The sequence below is a fragment of the Photorhabdus thracensis genome (assembly GCF_001010285.1).
Taxonomy (GTDB): domain Bacteria; phylum Pseudomonadota; class Gammaproteobacteria; order Enterobacterales; family Enterobacteriaceae; genus Photorhabdus; species Photorhabdus temperata.
Genome location: NZ_CP011104.1, coordinates 4,055,418 through 4,072,949 on the forward strand (window position 1 = coordinate 4,055,418; position 17,532 = coordinate 4,072,949).

Annotated in this window: 17 protein-coding genes and 1 pseudogene; 9 read left to right on the forward strand and 9 right to left on the reverse strand. The window is 41.2% G+C overall.

Annotation, left to right across the window (positions count from 1 at the left end; genetic code table 11):
* Positions 1-18 precede the first annotated feature (18 nt).
* The gene (gene bcp / locus VY86_RS17550; RefSeq protein WP_046975909.1) at positions 19-489 is read right to left on the reverse strand and encodes a thioredoxin-dependent thiol peroxidase; all 471 of its coding nucleotides are present in this window, start codon (positions 487-489) and stop codon (positions 19-21) included.
* 26 nt (positions 490-515) lie between these two features.
* Positions 516-1,061: a glycine cleavage system transcriptional repressor gene (locus VY86_RS17555; RefSeq protein WP_046975910.1), complete on the reverse strand. Its 546-nt coding sequence runs from the start codon at positions 1,059-1,061 to the stop codon at positions 516-518.
* A gap of 256 nt (positions 1,062-1,317) precedes the next feature.
* Between VY86_RS17555 and dapA the strand changes: the two genes are divergently transcribed.
* From dapA to VY86_RS17590, 7 genes are all read left to right on the forward strand, one after another.
* A complete protein-coding gene (gene dapA / locus VY86_RS17560) occupies positions 1,318-2,217 on the forward strand; it encodes a 4-hydroxy-tetrahydrodipicolinate synthase (protein ID WP_046975911.1) in 900 nt (299 codons plus the stop codon).
* A 16-nt stretch (positions 2,218-2,233) separates the two neighbouring features.
* Positions 2,234-3,283: an outer membrane protein assembly factor BamC gene (gene bamC, locus VY86_RS17565; RefSeq protein WP_046975912.1), complete on the forward strand. Its 1,050-nt coding sequence runs from the start codon at positions 2,234-2,236 to the stop codon at positions 3,281-3,283.
* Positions 3,284-3,648: 365 nt separating this feature from the next.
* Positions 3,649-4,038 (forward strand): type III secretion system chaperone, encoded by a 390-nt coding sequence (locus VY86_RS17570; protein ID WP_158019980.1) that lies wholly within the window; start codon positions 3,649-3,651, stop codon positions 4,036-4,038.
* Positions 4,025-5,191, forward strand: a complete 1,167-nt coding sequence (locus VY86_RS17575) for a VopS family T3SS effector adenosine monophosphate-protein transferase (RefSeq protein ID WP_046975913.1) — start codon at positions 4,025-4,027, stop codon at positions 5,189-5,191. The genes VY86_RS17570 and VY86_RS17575 overlap by 14 nt, the downstream gene beginning before the upstream one ends.
* A 462-nt stretch (positions 5,192-5,653) precedes the next feature.
* Positions 5,654-6,367, forward strand: coding sequence for a phosphoribosylaminoimidazolesuccinocarboxamide synthase (gene purC, locus VY86_RS17580; protein ID WP_046975914.1), 714 nt, complete (start codon positions 5,654-5,656; stop codon positions 6,365-6,367).
* A 591-nt stretch (positions 6,368-6,958) separates the two neighbouring features.
* Entirely contained in the window at positions 6,959-8,674 is a 1,716-nt protein-coding gene (locus tag VY86_RS17585; RefSeq protein ID WP_228939733.1) for an ABC transporter ATP-binding protein, read from the forward strand.
* Positions 8,671-10,323 carry an ATP-binding cassette domain-containing protein gene (locus VY86_RS17590; RefSeq protein WP_052760867.1) on the forward strand — a complete coding sequence of 551 codons (1,653 nt, stop codon included), beginning with the start codon at positions 8,671-8,673 and terminating at the stop codon, positions 10,321-10,323. Before VY86_RS17585 ends, VY86_RS17590 begins: the two co-directional genes overlap by 4 nt.
* Positions 10,324-11,115: 792 nt before the next feature.
* Here the strand turns inward: VY86_RS17590 and VY86_RS17595 are convergent.
* Positions 11,116-12,284, reverse strand: a pseudogene (locus tag VY86_RS17595) (IS4 family transposase).
* Between the two features lie 153 nt (positions 12,285-12,437).
* Between VY86_RS17595 and VY86_RS17600 the strand changes: the two are divergent.
* Together VY86_RS17600 and VY86_RS17605 are read left to right on the forward strand one after the other, a co-directional pair.
* Positions 12,438-12,656 (forward strand): hypothetical protein, encoded by a 219-nt coding sequence (locus VY86_RS17600; protein WP_046975916.1) that lies wholly within the window; start codon positions 12,438-12,440, stop codon positions 12,654-12,656.
* Positions 12,657-12,806: 150 nt separating this feature from the next.
* On the forward strand, positions 12,807-14,015 hold the full coding sequence (locus tag VY86_RS17605; RefSeq protein WP_046975917.1) for an alpha/beta hydrolase: 1,209 nt from the start codon (positions 12,807-12,809) through the stop codon (positions 14,013-14,015).
* Between the two features lie 17 nt (positions 14,016-14,032).
* Here VY86_RS17605 and VY86_RS17610 read toward each other — a convergent pair whose 3' ends face one another.
* The 6 genes from VY86_RS17610 to VY86_RS17630 form a co-directional block, all read right to left on the reverse strand.
* The gene (locus VY86_RS17610; protein WP_046975918.1) at positions 14,033-14,260 is read right to left on the reverse strand and encodes a phosphopantetheine-binding protein; all 228 of its coding nucleotides are present in this window, start codon (positions 14,258-14,260) and stop codon (positions 14,033-14,035) included.
* 303 nt (positions 14,261-14,563) lie between these two features.
* Entirely contained in the window at positions 14,564-14,932 is a 369-nt protein-coding gene (locus VY86_RS17615; RefSeq protein ID WP_046975376.1) for a Mor transcription activator family protein, read from the reverse strand.
* Positions 14,925-15,353, reverse strand: coding sequence for a gp16 family protein (locus VY86_RS17620; RefSeq protein WP_046975919.1), 429 nt, complete (start codon positions 15,351-15,353; stop codon positions 14,925-14,927). The genes VY86_RS17615 and VY86_RS17620 overlap by 8 nt, the downstream gene beginning before the upstream one ends.
* Before the next feature lie 137 nt (positions 15,354-15,490).
* Complete coding sequence (locus VY86_RS17625) at positions 15,491-15,682, reverse strand: hypothetical protein (RefSeq protein WP_036843673.1); 192 nt, start codon at positions 15,680-15,682, stop codon at positions 15,491-15,493.
* A gap of 16 nt (positions 15,683-15,698) precedes the next feature.
* Positions 15,699-15,845 carry a hypothetical protein gene (locus VY86_RS24935; RefSeq protein ID WP_158019981.1) on the reverse strand — a complete coding sequence of 49 codons (147 nt, stop codon included), beginning with the start codon at positions 15,843-15,845 and terminating at the stop codon, positions 15,699-15,701.
* Between the two features lie 298 nt (positions 15,846-16,143).
* A complete protein-coding gene (locus VY86_RS17630) occupies positions 16,144-17,316 on the reverse strand; it encodes an ExeA family protein (RefSeq protein ID WP_046975920.1) in 1,173 nt (390 codons plus the stop codon).
* Between the last annotated feature and the right edge of the window lie 216 nt (positions 17,317-17,532).

A 17,532-nucleotide genomic window follows, 5' to 3' on the forward strand; every position in this document is an offset into this window, starting at 1 on the left:
TTTTTTAGCGGTTTTTTATTAAGGATGTTGTTTCAGATAATCCACCACGATCTGATGGTGATCACTGGTCTTAAATTTATCAAAAACATGCTCAATATTACCTTTGGCATCAATCAGAAAACTGATACGGTGGATACCATCATAGGTTTTCCCCATAAACTGCTTTTCACCCCAGACACCAAATTGCTCAGCAATTTGATGATCCTTATCGGACAACAATGTGAAGTTCAGCATTTCTTTCTCCACAAAGCGTGACAGTTTACTTGGGTTATCAGTACTGATACCCAGTACCTCAACACCTGATTCCTTTAATGTATCCATTTCATCGCGCAGACCACAGGCTTGTACAGTACAACCAGGAGTCATTGCCTTAGGGTAAAAATAAACTAAAACACGCTGACCTTCGAAATCAGACAAGTTGATTGTTTCTCCATCTTGGTCAGGAAGGCTGAATTGAGGGGCCTTATCACCGGCTTTCAATGGGCTCATCACGTATTCTCCGTTTAATCTTTCTGCTAAAGTGGTTCAAGAATACTAATACTGCCTTGTGCATTTAGATCTGTACATAGCTTATTAAACGCCTGCTTAATAATTATGCCGTCATCATCTAATAGACTGTGAGCGGTAATCTGGATTTGTAGCCGGGCAGGGATATCATCTTCTGGTGACTGTGTTTTTGAGACCAGTTCAGCAATATTAAAATCCTGTGTGGTAAACAGATTGGTAAACTGCTCAACAATACCGGGTGAATCATCAACATCAACCTTGACGGAAACCGTGGAAGGAAATGTTGTATGATCATCACATCTTGTACGTTTCATGACGAGAAGAAGATCCAGCTCGGCCCCTTTCTGTGGCAGCGAAGATTCAATCATGGTGATAGCGTTCCAGCTACCGGAAAGCAGCATAATGAAGGTGAATTCCTCACCAAACATCGCTAAGCGGCTGTCTTCAATGTTACAACCACATTCACTCACAAGACGAGTGATCGTGTTGACGATACCAGGACGGTCAGCACCTAAAGCGGTTATAACGAGAAAATGTTGTTCTGATTGTGGCAAAGTCACTTTTCCTTCTCTGCTGTAGTTTATTTAAGGTAAACACAAAAAGGGTATACTGCCAAGGTCAATCGTATCAAAGTTGCTCTATTGTTCTCATTCCCCACCTTTGAATTTCAATAAATTACTTCGGTTATCACTTCTTTTTAATGGAGGGTATCCGGTATTAACAAAATTCATTGAAATCCTGTGTTAAATAGTTTCCTTCTGTATGACTAGAAAGTACCATTGAACTCTTGTTTGTATAGGGGGGTATGTAATGTCTAGCGGGAGCTTTGAATTTACAGGCAGTATTGTTGCGCTGGTAACACCAATGGATGCGAATGGTCATGTTGATAAGACCAGTTTGAAAAAGTTAATTGATTACCATGTTGCCAGTGGTACATCAGCGATCGTTTCGGTAGGAACAACCGGAGAGTCTGCCACACTGAGTCACGATGAGCACGGTGATGTTGTTTTGACAACGGCGGAACTGGCCGACGGACGTATTCCTGTCATCGCCGGAACAGGTGCCAATGCGACTGCTGAGGCAATATCTCTGACGAAACGTTTTGAAAACAGTGGTGTTGTTGGTTGCCTGACGGTAACGCCTTATTATAATAAGCCATCGCAGGAAGGTTTATATCAGCATTTTAAAACGATCGCTGAAAATACTGATTTGCCACAAATTCTGTATAATGTGCCCTCCCGTACAGGGTGTGATCTGTTGCCGCCAACTGTAGCGCGTTTGGCGAAGATTAAAAATATTGTCGCAATTAAAGAAGCTACAGGGAACTTAAGTCGTGTCAGTCAAATCCAAGAGTTAGTTAATGATGATAGCTTCATCTTGTTGAGTGGTGATGATGCAAGTGGGTTGGATTTTATCCAGCTGGGTGGTAAAGGGGTAATTTCTGTTACTGCAAACATTGCAGCTGCTGAAGTGGCTGAATTTTGTAAGTTGGCGTTGAACGGCCAGTTTGCCGAAGCGCGTAAACTGAATAACCGCCTGATGGATTTACACCATCAACTATTTGTTGAACCTAACCCAATTCCAGTCAAATGGGGATGTTACAAACTGGGGCTGATTGCTGATGACACGCTGCGTCTGCCGATGACGCCATTGACAGATGCAGGAAAAGTCTCAGTCGAAAAAGCCTTGAAAACGGCCGGATTACTGTAAAATTTAGGGAATTTTAATGGCAATATTGTTGCAAAAATCAAAGGTGATGAAGGCTGCTGGTATGTCACTGGTAGTGTTATTGGCAGCGTGTTCTGGTGACCAAAGTTATAAGCGTCAAATCAATGATGATGACACGTATCTTGAAGCACCTCCTCTGAAAGCGCTGAATGTTCCTGCGGGTATGATATTGCCATTACAGAATGGTGAATATGATATTCCACCAACAGTATCAAAAGGGCAGGTTGGCAAAGGGCTTGATATTCGCCCACCATCGCAGGCATTGGCCCTGTTGAGTGGCACCCGTGCTGAAAATAGTGTGAAGAGTAGTAAATTGCTGCTTGAAAACACACCTGAGAATAGCAATCTGTGGTCACAGATTAATAATGTTCTGCTGAAAAAAGGTTACAAAGTTAGCCAGCGCGATGATGCTGGTCAAACACTGACAACCGACTGGATTGAGTGGCCGCGTGCAGATGAAAACGTTCCGTATCAGATTCGCTATCGTATCAGTATTGCACACCAGAGTTATCAGATTGAATTATCAGTTACCAATGAAGGACTGAGACAAGGTGATCAACTAATAACTGATTCTATCGAAATCCAACGTTATAACGCACTGATGCTCAATGAATTGATCGAAGGTGTGAACCAGCAGCGTGAACGGATTAGCGATAATACGGCAGCCCGCAATTTGGGGCCGTTAGATGTACAGAGTGGCGGTGATATTTCTGGGTTGCCTCAGATGATTGTTCGTGCGCCATATAATATCGTCTGGGATAGGTTGCCGGCAGCGCTGGAAAAAGCGGGTATGAAAGTGGGTAGCCGCAGCCGTTCGACGGGTTCTATCGCTGTAACTTATAAAGGTCTTAGCGCATCGGACTGGAAATCAATGGGGGTTAATGAACCTTCCATCAGCGAAGGTGATTACAAATTACAGGTTGGTGATTTGAATAACCGAAGTAGCTTGCAGTTTATTAGTGAGAAAGGTAAGCCGTTGACCCAGTCACAAAATGATGAACTGGTTGCAGCATTGAAAGCTGCTTTCAGCCAGACGACAGGATTATAGATATAGATAAAGGGGCGAAATGAACTGCCCCTCTGTTGACAAAGTGCTGGTTTCTTAGTCAGCACTTTGATCTCATAAAATTCCGCTCAAAAAATGAGCTTGTTTTCATACTAAGAAGAGTTCTTCCAGCGCAATTTTCCCTGAAGGGTGTCCTTTGAAGAGCAGGTTCTTAAACATCATCTGCTCTGTAAAATTGACTCGACTATCAATATGGGTTGTTTATATACAAAAGACAGACTAGATCTGACAGTCATCTTATTTCTGAAAGCTTAAAATTCTGTTGTCAAAATAATTGGGTTTCCTTCTCCACTATGAACGATCATCTAACTGATATATTACTGACTGAGCTGGCAACAAAGCTGGGTATGAATAAACTCTCCTTTGATAAAGAGGGGAATTGTTTCTTATTGGTCGATAACGCTATGCCTGTTATCTTGCGCCGCCAAGAGGAACATTTAACTATTATTGGTCAGATAAATATGGAACTTCCAGATTCAGCGGATGCTGATACTCTTCGTTATTTACTCAATACAGCCCTTAATCCATTAAATAGTCAGATGCCGGGTATTGGCTGGCATCAGGAACTTGGGGTTGTTGCATATAGAATATTAACCATACAACACCTAACGGCCAATAAGTTGGAAGATAAATTGTCCGAATTTATTACCTGGATAAATGAATTTCCAACATCACTATCACAGAAAAATACCCCACAGCCATCTTATGACAGGAGAATGATTTATGATCGAGTTTAAGAATCTTGCTGTATTACAAAATGCCCCATTACAAATACAAGAACAGGTTCGTAACGAAGGTAAACTGCAAATTGCTGGCCGTGAATATCATATTAATGCAGATTTACAGCAGGTTTTGCGTACTCACCCAAAAAGTGATCACTTTGCCCGTTTCTTGGAAGGGGTAAGTAAATTTTTCTCAAGTGGCAGCAGTGCCTCTGTAGCTAAAGAGGCGACTAAAACCATCTTTTCTACAGAAGGGGCGCAACAACAGCGTCTACAGAGTACAGACTCGGTCAGCCATGCTCGTATGTTGTTTAAGGATGGTAATTTGCGGACACCGGAACAAGCACTGGAGAGATTAAAAACAGCAGATACCCATAAAATGACGGAAGCAATGTTGGCTGAACATTCTCTTTTGCTACAGCGTGCTATGTCAGAATCATTACTGAATACAGAAACGGGTAAAAAATTACAGGATCTGATGGGGCACCAGGCAACAGCTCAACTGACCAGTAAACTTGTTGCCCCTGAGCAGTCTTTTGTCAGCTTTGAACAATTGCGTAAGCAACCTTCGGTTTCTGATGCTGTTGCTAGCCTGGAGCCAGTTTTGATGATGGAAGAAAAGAATTTGCTGGCAGCCCAGCATCACCAAGAAGCAATAAAAGGTCAAGATCTTAGCCAAGGCATTTATGCGGAAACTCTTTCTGAAGATTTTTATAACCCAGGCAAGTTAACTGATGATGCTGACCGGGCTGCCGCTTGGATTCTCAAGGCATCCACTTCGGGTGGTAATGAATGGAATAACTTCACAGCGCTACTGAAGGAATATACCCATAATGGAAAGGATTTAACGGATAGCCAAAATCTTAAGGAGCTTCATCATAGGTTGGTTCCAAACATAGAGCGTGATTATCGTGGTCCAGCAATTAGTGGAGGAAGTCTTCCTTCCAGTATAGGTGGTGCGGCGTTGCTGGCACGTCATCTGGAAACTTTGGATAAGGAAGATCCTCAGATTGGGAAACAACTCTTTGCGGCTGTCGTTGGGTTTCACGGTTTCACTGATGGCAATGGCCGGATGGGGCGTCTTCTCTATGCGCTGACAGAATTAAGAGCAGGTCAATTTACTCCTCTTTCTGTCACTACAGAAAACGCTTTGCATGGGATCCACTAAAAGTGCAGGCTAAAGTGCTGGCTTTTTAGTCAGCACTTTGAGCGGATAAAAGCTCGTAAAAAAGCGGGTTTGCTTATGTTATAAGAGACCCCTCTACCATAATTTTCCCCTGAAAGTTTGTCCCTTGAAGAGCTGGTGTCTAAACATCTTTAGAGTTTGCAATAATTCCAATAAATAATACTTATATTTCAGGCACAATATTTGTTGTAATAGTTAATGCAGCAAGTAATGGTCTCTGAAAGAATTTTTGGATTCACAAAAAACGAAATTTTATTTGCAGGTAATAATTCTGGTTATTTTAATTGGATGAGGAGAAGACTGTTGGCCTAAAGATTAGTTCGTTTTGTAGACTAATCTGATAACGATAGAAAAAATCGACCTTTTGAACAGGATTTTGTCAGCAATCTGCTTTATTATTTATCTCTGACGTTTATTCAGTAGTGATATTTTGGAGTATATAAGATGCAGAAAAAAGCTGAGTTGTATCGTGGGAAGGCAAAAACGGTGTACACCACTGATGATCCTGATTTGCTGGTGTTGGAGTTCCGTAATGATACATCAGCATTGGATGGCGAACGCATTGAACAGTTTGACCGCAAGGGGATGGTGAATAACAAATTTAACCATTTCATCATGAGCAAACTGGAAGAAGCGGGTATCTCGACACAAATGGAACGTCTGTTATCAGACACTGAAGTATTAGTTAAAAATCTGGATATGGTGCCGGTTGAATGTGTTATTCGCAATCGGGCTGCGGGTTCATTGGTCAGACGCCTTGGTGTTGAGGAAGGTGTAGTATTGAATCCACCTCTGTTCGATCTGTTTCTGAAAAATGATGCTATGCACGATCCAATGGTGAATGAGTCTTACTGTGAAACTTTTGGCTGGGTTAGCAAAGAACATCTGGCTGAGATGAAAAGATTAAGCTACAAGGCTAATGAAGTATTGAGTAAATTGTTTGATGATGCCGGTTTGATTTTGGTTGATTTCAAACTGGAATTTGGTTTGTTTAAAGGGCAGGTGATTCTGGGGGATGAGTTCTCTCCTGATGGCAGCCGTTTGTGGGATAAAGAGACTTTAGACAAAATGGATAAAGATCGTTTCCGCCAAAGTCTTGGTGGTCTGATTGAAGCGTATGAAGAAGTAGCGCACCGTATCGGTGTTATTTTGGATTAATTACGCAAACGATTACCTGGGCCGAAAGGCCCTTTTACTGGTATAAATTCATCTTGGTTATAATTCTTTCATTTGTTTTTTGTGACCAAATACTATCCGATAATATGAGTAGTGAATATGGATAATTCAATATAGAGTAGGCTACCGCCTTATTAGTCATAACTCGCTGAAATCATGGAAAATTTAGGGTGCGTTAATATTGAATAGGAATTCATTTATATAATTGCTATATATTTGTGGAAATCATTATAATTCGTTGGGATTATCACCGGTTTTTCCTCTATTTATGATCCATGACTTGGAGCCAGTTATTTATTATTCACATTGGTGATATATCTTCCAATTAGGATATTAAATAACCTCACAAAGGTATTGACATTATAGAATAAGATATAAATTTTGTTTTCTTGTGATAGTGTCTATAAAGACTTCAATCAGATAGTGATAAATGCGGATATTTTGCGATAATTGCATTTTGCTAATTGTGAACAAGATCTTGCTACTGTAATCGATCTGTTATTAATAATCCCGATGTTATGAATAACATCCCTAATTCTACTGAGGTGCCATAACCAAAAGATGGAAAAAATCATGTCAAAGAAGTTAACTGTATGGCGGATATTGTTACATAGCGCCATACCATTTAAGGGAACGGTTGTATGTGCTTTTCTGGCTTTAGCCGTGACATTATCATGTGATCTAAGTGGTCCTTATATTATCAGGAATTACGTTGATAAGGCGACATCAGGAACGACTGCTGATCAACTTATCATGCTGGCAATCATTTATATTTTTATCGCGTCGATTGGTGTGATCGGTAGTTTGGTGACCAGTTATATGAGCACCAAGGCTGGTTGGGGTATTGCTGATACCATTAGATACAAGCTTTTTCATCATGTGATGACAGTTTTACCTGTATTGGAAATAGAACGAAGATCGCAGGGAGAGTTGCTGGAAAATATCGAAGGTAATGCTGACATTATAGGAAAAACGATTTCTAAAGCGGGTTTCAAAGCCATTGCTAATTTAGCGATGACACTGGGTACATTGATAATTATATTCAGCGTCATGCCCCAGGCAGGTATTGCTATGGCTATTGTTGTAATACTGGTGGCATATGTATTAATTCAATTAACCCGGCTTTCTGTTCGTCGCTGGCTAATTGCGCGCAATGAAAAAGCCCGAATCTTTGGTTTTATCGGTGATTCATTACATGCAATGGATGATTTGCAGCCATTGTCACAGGCGCATTGGCCTGCCACTGCATTTCGTAAGATGCTGTCGGTATTGCTCAAATTTGAACGCAGTGCTTATATTGGCGGCAGAGCGTTCTGGCCAATTACTCAGCTTTTCTTTGCACTGTGTTTCGGCATAGGTTTTGGTTTTGGGCTTCAATTACTTGGTGAGAACAGCTTAAGCATCGGTACATTAACCATGATTTATCTCTACGTTGATAAACTTCGCGAGCCGGTGGAGGATATGTCATCAGAGATAGAGCTGATACAGAAATTATTTGCTGCTTTATCACTGGCGACAAAAACGTTAAATGAAGGTGCGCCAAGTAAATCATCAGATAATTCGTTGCCGGATGGTCCTCTTTCTATCCATTTTGATAATGTTGATTTCAGTTATAGCGGGGAAGAAGCACAGGTTTTGCATGGTGTTAATTTTTACGTCGCTCCGGGAAGCAAAATTGGCATTATCGGCAGAACAGGCGCGGGAAAAAGTACCATTCTTAATTTGATGTGCGGGTTTGCGCGACCCGACTCAGGAAGAGTGACCATTGGAAATATTGATGTCTCAACAATTAAACCTGAAGAGTTTGCAAAAAAGGTTTCCGTTCTTAGTCAGCGTTCTCATCTGTTTTCTGCAACGCTGCGAGAAAATTTAACGCTGTTCAGCGATGAAATATCTGACCAGCAAATTTGGGAGGTTCTCCAGGAGTTAGATGCGCTTGAATGGGTCAGGGCGTTACCTGATGGCCTTGATACGCAGGTTGGCACTAATAGCCGGATGCTGTCGGAAGGTGAAATTCAGATGATAGCGGGTGCCAGAGTGATGTTGCAGCATTGTTCGCTGGTGATTATTGATGAAGGGACATCTCAGCTTGATCCCAGGACTGAAGAGAGTTGGCTGAAATTACTTGAAAAATTAAGCCGCAATCGCACCGTAGTCATGGTCGCACACCGTCTTCACACGCTTTCAGCCGTTGATGAAATCATCCTTGTTGATGATGGACGGATTCAGCAGCGAATTCCAGAAGCAGAAATCGCAACGTTAACGAGCAATCATGGACTCATTGTATGACTATATCCAGTGTATCAACTAAATCCAAAATGTTACCGGCCTTGATTGACCTCATGAAAAGGTTTGCGCCTCTCTATTTCATCACCATGGTTGTGTGGACACTTATGCATGGTTTTCCGCTATTGGTTGGTTACTTGATCAGCCAGTTACTGGATAGAGCGATGAATGAACCTGCTAACCCTGTGGTTTGGTGGTTGCTTGCCTCTGCGATTGCAACCATGGTCTTGCGATCATTGATTCTCTTTTTGGGATTAAGCCTGGACTTTACGCTGATCTTTAAAGTCAGTGCTTACCTGAAAGAACGGGTTTTGTGGGGCGTGAGCCATTGTTCCCACAATCAGAGACACACTTTTTCACAAGGCGATCTTTTGAACCGCATTCGTGATGACAGTGATGAAATTGCGGAATTTTTGAGCTGGACCTCTGATTTTCTCTACCGTGCCTTACTTTTAATTATCGCATTAGTTGTGCTTATCAACACCGACACAATAACCACGCTTGCTCTTATGCCTATGATTGCGGGCCTTTGGATTGGGGCGATACTTAAACGCAAAGTAGGTAATTTACAGGCGAGTAAACGTCAATCCCAGGGAGATATTGCCGGCAAGATTACTGATGTTTTAACGGGCATACGCGATTTGCGTCTTGGTAATAAAATTGAGGGGCAGATTGAGAGATTGTCGCAGAAATTTGTCAGTCGCCGGGCTATTCAAGCCAGACATCAGGTATTTACTGACCTGCTTTCTGGTTTGTTCAAAAATATTGTGATACTTGGAACGTCAGCTGTTTTATTGATAGTCAGTAAACGAATCGTTGATGGCAGTTTTACCGTAGGTAACCTGGCATTATTTTTGACCTACATCGGCTGGATCAGTGAACAGATATTTTTCTTTGGCCGGGCTGTTGCCTATTACAAAAATGCTGATGTGTGTTATGGGCGAATCAAACAGCTTTTGTTAGATAAAAAAGAGACCAAAGAATATGAGCAAGATGAGAAAGGTGAGGTGCTGCATAAGCTAAGTGTTAATCATCTTGCCTGCTCAAATACTCAGCTCCCGGTTTCGTTTGAGGCGACGGCTAATCAGATTATTGGCATTGTTGGTGATATTGGAGTGGGTAAAACTACCTTTTTGCGTTACTTGATTGGTTTGGAAAAATCCAGTTCCGGCAGTGTGCTGTGGAATAGCAGAGAAGTGTTGGGGAATGAAAACTGGTGGCGGAATCCACGTATCGGCTATGCCAGAAAGAAAGCGGGTTTTTTTGGTGGAACGGTAAGACAAAACTTAGCATTGGGTGATACGGATATTAACGATGATGTCATGGTACGGGCTTTGGAGGCGGTAGGTTTGACTCCCGGATCATATGAATTGCCGGAAGGGCTTGATACTGTCATTAATTCTGGCAATGCCGGGCAATTGTCTGGTGGTCAGCGTCAGCGTTTGGCACTGGCTCGGATGCTATGCCGTCCTGCTGACGTTTATATTGTTGATAACTGTGATTCGTCATTAGATGCAGATACGGCCCGTCGCTTATGGTCCACTTTACCTGAGCATTGGCCCGGTTTGTGGATTGTTGTTTCATATAATGCCGATCTCCTCGCTAAAGCTGACCATATTGTGACTGTTCAACGGCAGAGGGAATTAGCATGAGGCTGGGATAGGCAGTATTTTCCTGGTTGACCAGCCATTCAGAATATTTCTGGGTGGCTGGCATATCGTAGAAGTTAAAGATTCAAAATGAGAATGGTGCCGGCTGACTTCTGAAAGGCCCTTTTTATTATATTGGTATCAAGTCATCTTGATTATAATTTTTTTATTTGTTTTTAGTAATTAATATTATCATATTGTATTAGTAGTTAATACACATTAACTTATATCTATTTTTTTATTTTAATTAATTTAATTTTAATTCAATAAGATAATATGTCATCTCCTTAGTAATAAATAATAAAAATTATGGCGAATTCAGCGTGCGATTAATGCTAACCAGAAATGTACTTATATTATCTCTTTGTATCTTTAAAAGTGATTATAATTCAGAATGTTATTGCTGATTTTTACTTCGTTTATATCTAATTGACTGAAATAGGCTGCCTATTAAGATATTTAGTCATAATTTATTGATATCCCACTGGAAGCTTGTCATCAATAAACATTGAGAATAAATAATTTATTTTTGCAATGAAAAGATTGGTAGTCATCCCTGATTTATATCATATCAGAAGTCTTAATAGGCTGGATGGATTATTTCACTATGGGAAGCTTAATGTCTGACATGGGAATGGATTGGTATTCTGTCTTTCTTTGGCATCCTATTTTGAATGTCAGTTAGGCAACGTTGAATATCAATCCTCAATGTGTATAGACAGAGAATGAGAGGATGATAATTTTCGTATATAGAAAAAATGGTTTTATACTGTGGCTTAGCTCATAGACGGGATCTTAAGAATTAAGCCTTTTAAAACACGCATCCAACATCTTGTCTTTACACGATTTTCTTTGTGGTGTTTTGAACGCGTTTTGGCATAAATAAGCTTGCGCTTTTTCCAGCCAAAAACACGTTTCCGACCATGCCCTTTGAAGCTGGTTTTCTATTATTGGTCTGAGCCAGATAAGTCCCGTAGCTAACGTTTCTTGCCTTGTGGTTAACCCGTGCCAATTTGTATGTGATTTTAGTTCTTTGAACAACAGTTCTATTTGCAGCGGCAACGATAAATATCCATGATGTCATTGGCCGTAAACGCTTCCGCAGGCAAATTAGTCAGCCAGAAGCAGAAGCGTTTTTCTTCGGCAGACCAGCGGCGAATAAGGCGAAACTCATAGCCATGACGCCAACAAATTAGATCCAGCACCTCAGAGCGGTTGGTCCTCCGAGTGATTGATTTTAAAGGCTTACCGGACAGTTTGGGCTGTAATTTTCCCTGACCATTGCGGGCTGTGATTATCTGTGGGTTGAGCGATTTACTTCCCCGGACAACAAATGAACCGCCTGAATGAGAGACTTGCTCAAAATACTCAAAATCGGGGTAACCGGCATCGGCCAGTAATAATGGGTCGCGCAACGTCTCCGGTGCAGGCAGATAAGCCCGCTCAGAGGCTGTATCCGCGGTCACGGTCATCTTGATCGGAGACTGGGTGAACAGTGACAAAGTCATATGGCATTCCACGGCCGCCGCCGTTGTGCTGAACCGAGAGGGGAAAACATCAGCCAGTGCCGGGTGGACTTTGAATGAACTCCCATCCTGTAAAATAACGTTTTGAAATTTTGTGAGTTTTTTGGGGATGGCGACCTGTTTTTCTACCCATTGTGCCATGGCAAATCCCACCAATATTTTGACAAATTCGACAAAAGCGGCTTTGCGCAGTTGATTATAAAAGGGACGATAACTGACCTGTTGTTTTTTATCGGGGCACAGGCCATTAAATTTTTGGTGTAGCTGGGCAATAGAGGTCACTTTACCGGTACTGAGTGCCGTGATAAGGCTGAGGATTAATACGCGAGGCTCAATATTCCTGACCCGTTTAGTAAAACCACATCGCAAAGCGATATTTAGCAAAGAAGGCGCACTAAAGAATTGCATTAGTTGGTGTTTTATAGCGATAATCATCACAGGCTTCATCCGTGGTTTTGATGGTTTGTTTGGCGACGATTATCAGATCATAAATGAAGCCTTTTTTCTATCTAAAAAATTGGTGGATCTCCTTTTGAGGCGGCTTTCAGTTATGTTCATTTTCACCGACTCAATGAGTTGTTGGAGAGTGGAATGGTTGATGATGAGGAGGATGTGCGGGATCACACCAGTTTGCCCATCAGGGTTGAAGTCATCAATGAACGACAAGGATATAAGTTATCTGTTGATGTCACCGCAGATGAAAATTGTTTTGGTGATGGTTTTTCTGAAAAATTTGTCGTGTGTATGCTTAAGGTGATCAACACACTGGCGTTGGCATCGGATGAGGACCCGTTAACGTACTTATCGTAATTAGGGCTTTGCTTGGGAAGTAGGAAGCTAAAGCGCCTTCTGCGAACTGTTTGAGTCAGCAGCCGATCGATTAGCAGATTTCCCTTATATCGGTCATGCAGGAGAGATCTTTGGTACTACGGTTGTGGCCGCCGGAAACTGAGAAAAGACATGCTTGTTAAGCGTTTAATTGCCACATTGGATGGGAAAATACAGGTATTAATAACTGCGTTGTTTGACGAGCAGTGGGAAAGGGCCAGGGAATTGATGAGTGAGCCATTGCGTATGGCGGCTGATGATCTGGCCTTAACTGCGCTGGCAGACAGTTTGTGTAACTCAGATATTAATATTATCTCCCGGCAGGAAGGCACTTGCCGTCTGCAACTAAATACCTTGAATGGAAAATTCAACCTTTATATTGGGCTGAAAGATCAGCTAATTAGTTCGCTTATGCTGGCTCCGTGCCCGCTACCTGATGCGCATGAAAAATCAGGTGTTTTCACCGAAAAAACACTAAGGGAGTTTGGTCTTGAAGATGTTCCTGACGGTCTGGTGTGCCTGCCATCCTCCCAAAATATTACAGCACTTGTACTATTGGTTGCAGGTTCTGGCCCACATTCGATGGATTATGATGTTGGACCTAATCCACTGTTCCGCATGCTGGCACATGAATTAAGCCAACATGGTATCGCCAGTGTGCGTTTTGACAAACGCTACTATCGCGCCTGTCAGGGGAATACTGACTCTGAGGCTATCGATCTCAACACAGAGGTTATTGATGATGCCTGCAATATTTTAGTTGGTCTGATGGAACATGCTGAATTCTATAATGTGCCCGTATTCCTTGTCGGGCATAGTTTCGGCGGATATGTCAGCCCGCTAATTGCAAAGAATTTGCGGCAAAGATCAGGCAGAAATATTATCGGCATTGCGATGCTGGCTACGCCTTTTCGTAGTTTACTCCAGGTGATTTTATCCCAGTTACAAGATGTCAATTTGTCCCCGGAATGTACCGCCAGCCCAGATACCCGCGGGAAAAACACCACATCCCTCGCAGATTTCCTTGCCGTGCCGGATAGCTATTTCAAGCAGCTTAAGGATTACCACGCATTTACCTGCTTAACCAGCTTGCCCGCAATGCCTCTATTCTTCGTTCAAGGCGATCAGGATTTTCAGGTTCCGCATGATATTGACTTCACAATGTGGAAAACCGCGTTGAAAGGCAATAAACAGGTGACGTTCAAACTTTATACGGGATTAAATCATATTTTGTTGCCCACGACAGGATATGCTGGTGGAGAGGATTATCTGCAACCAGGGCAGATCCCGGCGCAGGTGATTGCAGATCTTGTTGCATGGATCAGCCGCCACTCATCATGAAACAGCAGACCGCGACATTAATCTTTTGCCATTAGATTGACCCAGTCATTTATTGTCGGCCACCGGACCAAATCCGCAAATTTGACTGGATACCCTGCATACTTTAGCCGATCAACCAGCATCAGCATTTTTATCGAGTCGAAACCGATATCAAAAAGATTTTCATCTGCCGGTATTGCCTCAATTTCTGGGTGAAGAGCCATGATTTCCCGGTGTAGAATTTCATACAAAAGCTGATTTTTCATTGTGTCTCCAAAAAGTTGCATTAAACAAAACAAACTACAATTCCCTGATCCCTTCGATCGGTGCGGATGCTGCTGCGCGATGTGATGGGTATACACCAAACACTATCGTGATGAAGCATGCCGAGTGATCATAAGTAAGATATTTGAAAAGAAACCGAAAGATAATTATGGGAAAAACTTGGACTAAGTGGGAAGTTATGGAGATTCAATTGTAAATCCTTTTCAGTATTTGAAAGGCAGACCGAACGAGAATCATGCTTAGTCTGCCATCTGATTTTACTAAGCTCAATTAGTTTGACCTGCCTATTCAGACTCGTTATCGAATAACTTACCTTGCAGGCGATCCAGTTCCTCCTTTCGAATACGTTTCACTACGCTGTAAATCCATTGAATAGAAACACCAAACTTACGAGCCAGATCATGATGATTTTTACCGTTAAATTCGTTGAAAATCTCACGATCACGGAGGCTGACTTTCCAAACCATGCCCATAGGAAAATAGACATTCTGACCGCCCCAAACCTGCATCATATGGTTCGCAACAGCTTCACCAATTTGCTCGGCTAACGCAGGCTCAACATGGATTATTTCACTGACCGTGCAGGCTGTATGCTGTGCCAGTTCAACCAGCAACTCAGGACCTTTGCTACGAAAGTTATTCATATCATTCATACTTTTTCCTCGTGACGCGGTTCTGCCACTTATTAAGTTTTTCAATAATGCTGCTGGCTTGGTCTGAATCCAACCACTGTAAACCATCAATATCCGTTTCACGCTTAACCCAGTGAGCTAAGGCTTGTTCAGAATTATTATGAACAATACCTATAGATGCCATTTCCACCCACAATGCACGTATCTTCTTTGATTGGGGATGGCAATCTAATGGACGTGATGTTTTGGATTTATTAGGGGATTTAATCTTAAAACCGCGCTTTTTCATAACTTCCAAAACGCAAGTTAATTGCGGGATATCCATCTCCCGCGTAGAGGCTCTTATGGTTTCTGACAGTAGCATCTGACGATACGTATCCTCATCTAGTTTTAGATTACTATGTGCAATGTGAATAAGCTGAATAAGTTTCTGCTTTGCCATCTTATTCATCCTCTGCTATATACTCTTTAATTGAGTAAACTAAAATAGTTAGCGTTACTGGTCATGTAGAGAAAATAAAAGACCATGCCAGTGTTAATTTGATACCATTGAACCTTACTTTTCGGTATAAGACCGTTTTATCCATGAGTGGTCTCCAGTGGCTGTAAATCCCATGTTGCCACAGATACACCGTATTGCTGGCTACAATGTGGACAAACCAAGATTAAATCGACAACCCACTCACCAAACTCAGGAGTCTGGATAACTTTGGCTTGTTTTAGATTCATTTTTTCAACAGGTTGTTTGCAGTGATTACATGTTATTTTCATAAGTATGTTCCTTACTTCATTTTCTGTTCAAATGGATAATTGAAAAATCTTCTTTACCTGAATTAATTGATATTTCATTAATATCTTTTACAACAGCTTTATTTACAGAATTACGGGTGTAGGAAGCCGCTGTAGCTTTAAACATAACTTTTCTTTTTGCCATGTTTAATTACCCTGTTACTTAATAAATGTGTTTATTAATACCAATATATTTTCTTCTTTTCCTCAACAAAGAAACCTTTTTTTCAAGTAGATCGACAATGAAATGCCGAACTTAATATTTCCAAAACTTCCATTTCTTTGGTTATGGTATGTTCCGTCCTTGTTGTAACCAACTTGAAATTAATAAAATCAGAAATTAGTCGAATCCACCTTGAATATTCAACTTGTTATAAGGCAATTTTAATATGAATATTGTTAATATTAATTGTTAAGTAAAACTTTTTCTTATAATGATCTCTTCAGCTAACACTGCGAATGATATTGGCATCAACCATAGGTATCTCATTAATTGCAGCCATGTTCATAGCTGCAATAATCAAGTTTCCGATAGCTAATGGATATAATAAACTAACAGTTTCTTTACTGCTATGCCGACTAAGACATAAACGGTCACGGATAGCACCAATAGCGCTATTATCTAAAATCTTGTTAGCCTTCATACCTACGCGACTAAATTTAAAATCCAGAAATGTTTCCAGATAATCATTAAGAGGAAACAAATTAACAACTTCACAACGTTGCACTACTTCACGAACCTCTTGATTACGTTCAGATAGCTTCAATTCCAGCTCAGACTGACCAATCAAAATGATCGATAATAGTTTTTTAAATCCATCTTCTAGTTCAAAGAATCGTTTAAGGTGTTTTAATGTCGGTAAAGGCAACGAATGTGCTTCTTCTATTATTAATACATGTTGGTAGCCTGCCCGTGAACTGTCTTTCAATATCTTGTGCAACTGGCGGAAGCGTGCTTCAGGCGATCGTTTCAAGTTTTCCAATGGTGCTAAGGTATTCACAATAGATTCAGCAATGTTTGATGCTTTTAAGGTTTTACCTTTTACGTCATTGTCTTCCATCGCTAATACATAGGGTTCAATAACAATAACGGGGGTATTTTCCCTGTTAATACGGTCAATAAGATCACGACGCAGTGTCGTTTTACCTGAACCCGATTCCCCTGATACTGCCAGAAAACCACCATAGCGGGCTGTTTGATACATGGCTTCTCGTACATAACGGCTATCTGGAGTGACAAAAACATCTTCAGCACTTTGAATTGCATTATCTTCAAATGGATCACGAAATAAACCAAAGTGCTTTTTCGTAGCTGGAAATAACACTTGTTTTTTTAGTAACATGTTTTCCTCCGCAGAAATGAGGGTTGTATTTTTATTATCGGTATAGGTGTCTGATTTATCGGTTGTTTGTACCACCTCAAAACTTTTTGCAGTATCGATACCTCTTTTTGCCAAGAATTCAGTAATACGCTGACGAATTGCACCTGCATTCTGTCGTGGCCATATATTGTGATTAACAATTTGAGCCAACGCCGCCGCTGAAATTCCTGCCGCACTTGCTGCTGCACTTTGCGTTAACTGATGTGCCTGTAACTGCTGTTTAAACACCAGCATAATAATCCCCCGTTAAGCGGCTATCTTTATTTCTGCATATGCTATTGATAATAAGAGATAGCAACATCATTCCCTGGCAAAATATCCTGTATACTTCTTACGTTATAATGAGTTTCACGAAAACAAACTGTGTCTCTTTTATAAATAAACCTCAGTTGTATTTTGAGTTGTCAGTGAAAGCAGTGGATCATGAATTTTAATTGCCATTTTTCTTTT

Coding starts and splice junctions, on each gene's coding strand:
- bcp (WP_046975909.1), bottom strand. CDS start 489: ATGAGCCCATTGAAAGCCGGTGATAAGGCCCCTCAATTCAGCCTTCCT.
- dapA (WP_046975911.1), top strand. CDS start 1,318: ATGTCTAGCGGGAGCTTTGAATTTACAGGCAGTATTGTTGCGCTGGTA.
- bamC (WP_046975912.1), top strand. CDS start 2,234: ATGGCAATATTGTTGCAAAAATCAAAGGTGATGAAGGCTGCTGGTATG.
- VY86_RS17570 (WP_158019980.1), top strand. CDS start 3,649: ATGAATAAACTCTCCTTTGATAAAGAGGGGAATTGTTTCTTATTGGTC.
- VY86_RS17575 (WP_046975913.1), top strand. CDS start 4,025: ATGATCGAGTTTAAGAATCTTGCTGTATTACAAAATGCCCCATTACAA.
- purC (WP_046975914.1), top strand. CDS start 5,654: ATGCAGAAAAAAGCTGAGTTGTATCGTGGGAAGGCAAAAACGGTGTAC.
- VY86_RS17585 (WP_228939733.1), top strand. CDS start 6,959: ATGTCAAAGAAGTTAACTGTATGGCGGATATTGTTACATAGCGCCATA.
- VY86_RS17590 (WP_052760867.1), top strand. CDS start 8,671: ATGACTATATCCAGTGTATCAACTAAATCCAAAATGTTACCGGCCTTG.
- VY86_RS17600 (WP_046975916.1), top strand. CDS start 12,438: ATGGTTGATGATGAGGAGGATGTGCGGGATCACACCAGTTTGCCCATC.
- VY86_RS17605 (WP_046975917.1), top strand. CDS start 12,807: ATGCTTGTTAAGCGTTTAATTGCCACATTGGATGGGAAAATACAGGTA.
- VY86_RS17610 (WP_046975918.1), bottom strand. CDS start 14,260: ATGAAAAATCAGCTTTTGTATGAAATTCTACACCGGGAAATCATGGCT.
- VY86_RS17615 (WP_046975376.1), bottom strand. CDS start 14,932: ATGAATGATATGAATAACTTTCGTAGCAAAGGTCCTGAGTTGCTGGTT.
- VY86_RS17620 (WP_046975919.1), bottom strand. CDS start 15,353: ATGGCAAAGCAGAAACTTATTCAGCTTATTCACATTGCACATAGTAAT.
- VY86_RS17625 (WP_036843673.1), bottom strand. CDS start 15,682: ATGAAAATAACATGTAATCACTGCAAACAACCTGTTGAAAAAATGAAT.
- VY86_RS24935 (WP_158019981.1), bottom strand. CDS start 15,845: ATGGCAAAAAGAAAAGTTATGTTTAAAGCTACAGCGGCTTCCTACACC.
- VY86_RS17630 (WP_046975920.1), bottom strand. CDS start 17,316: ATGCTGGTGTTTAAACAGCAGTTACAGGCACATCAGTTAACGCAAAGT.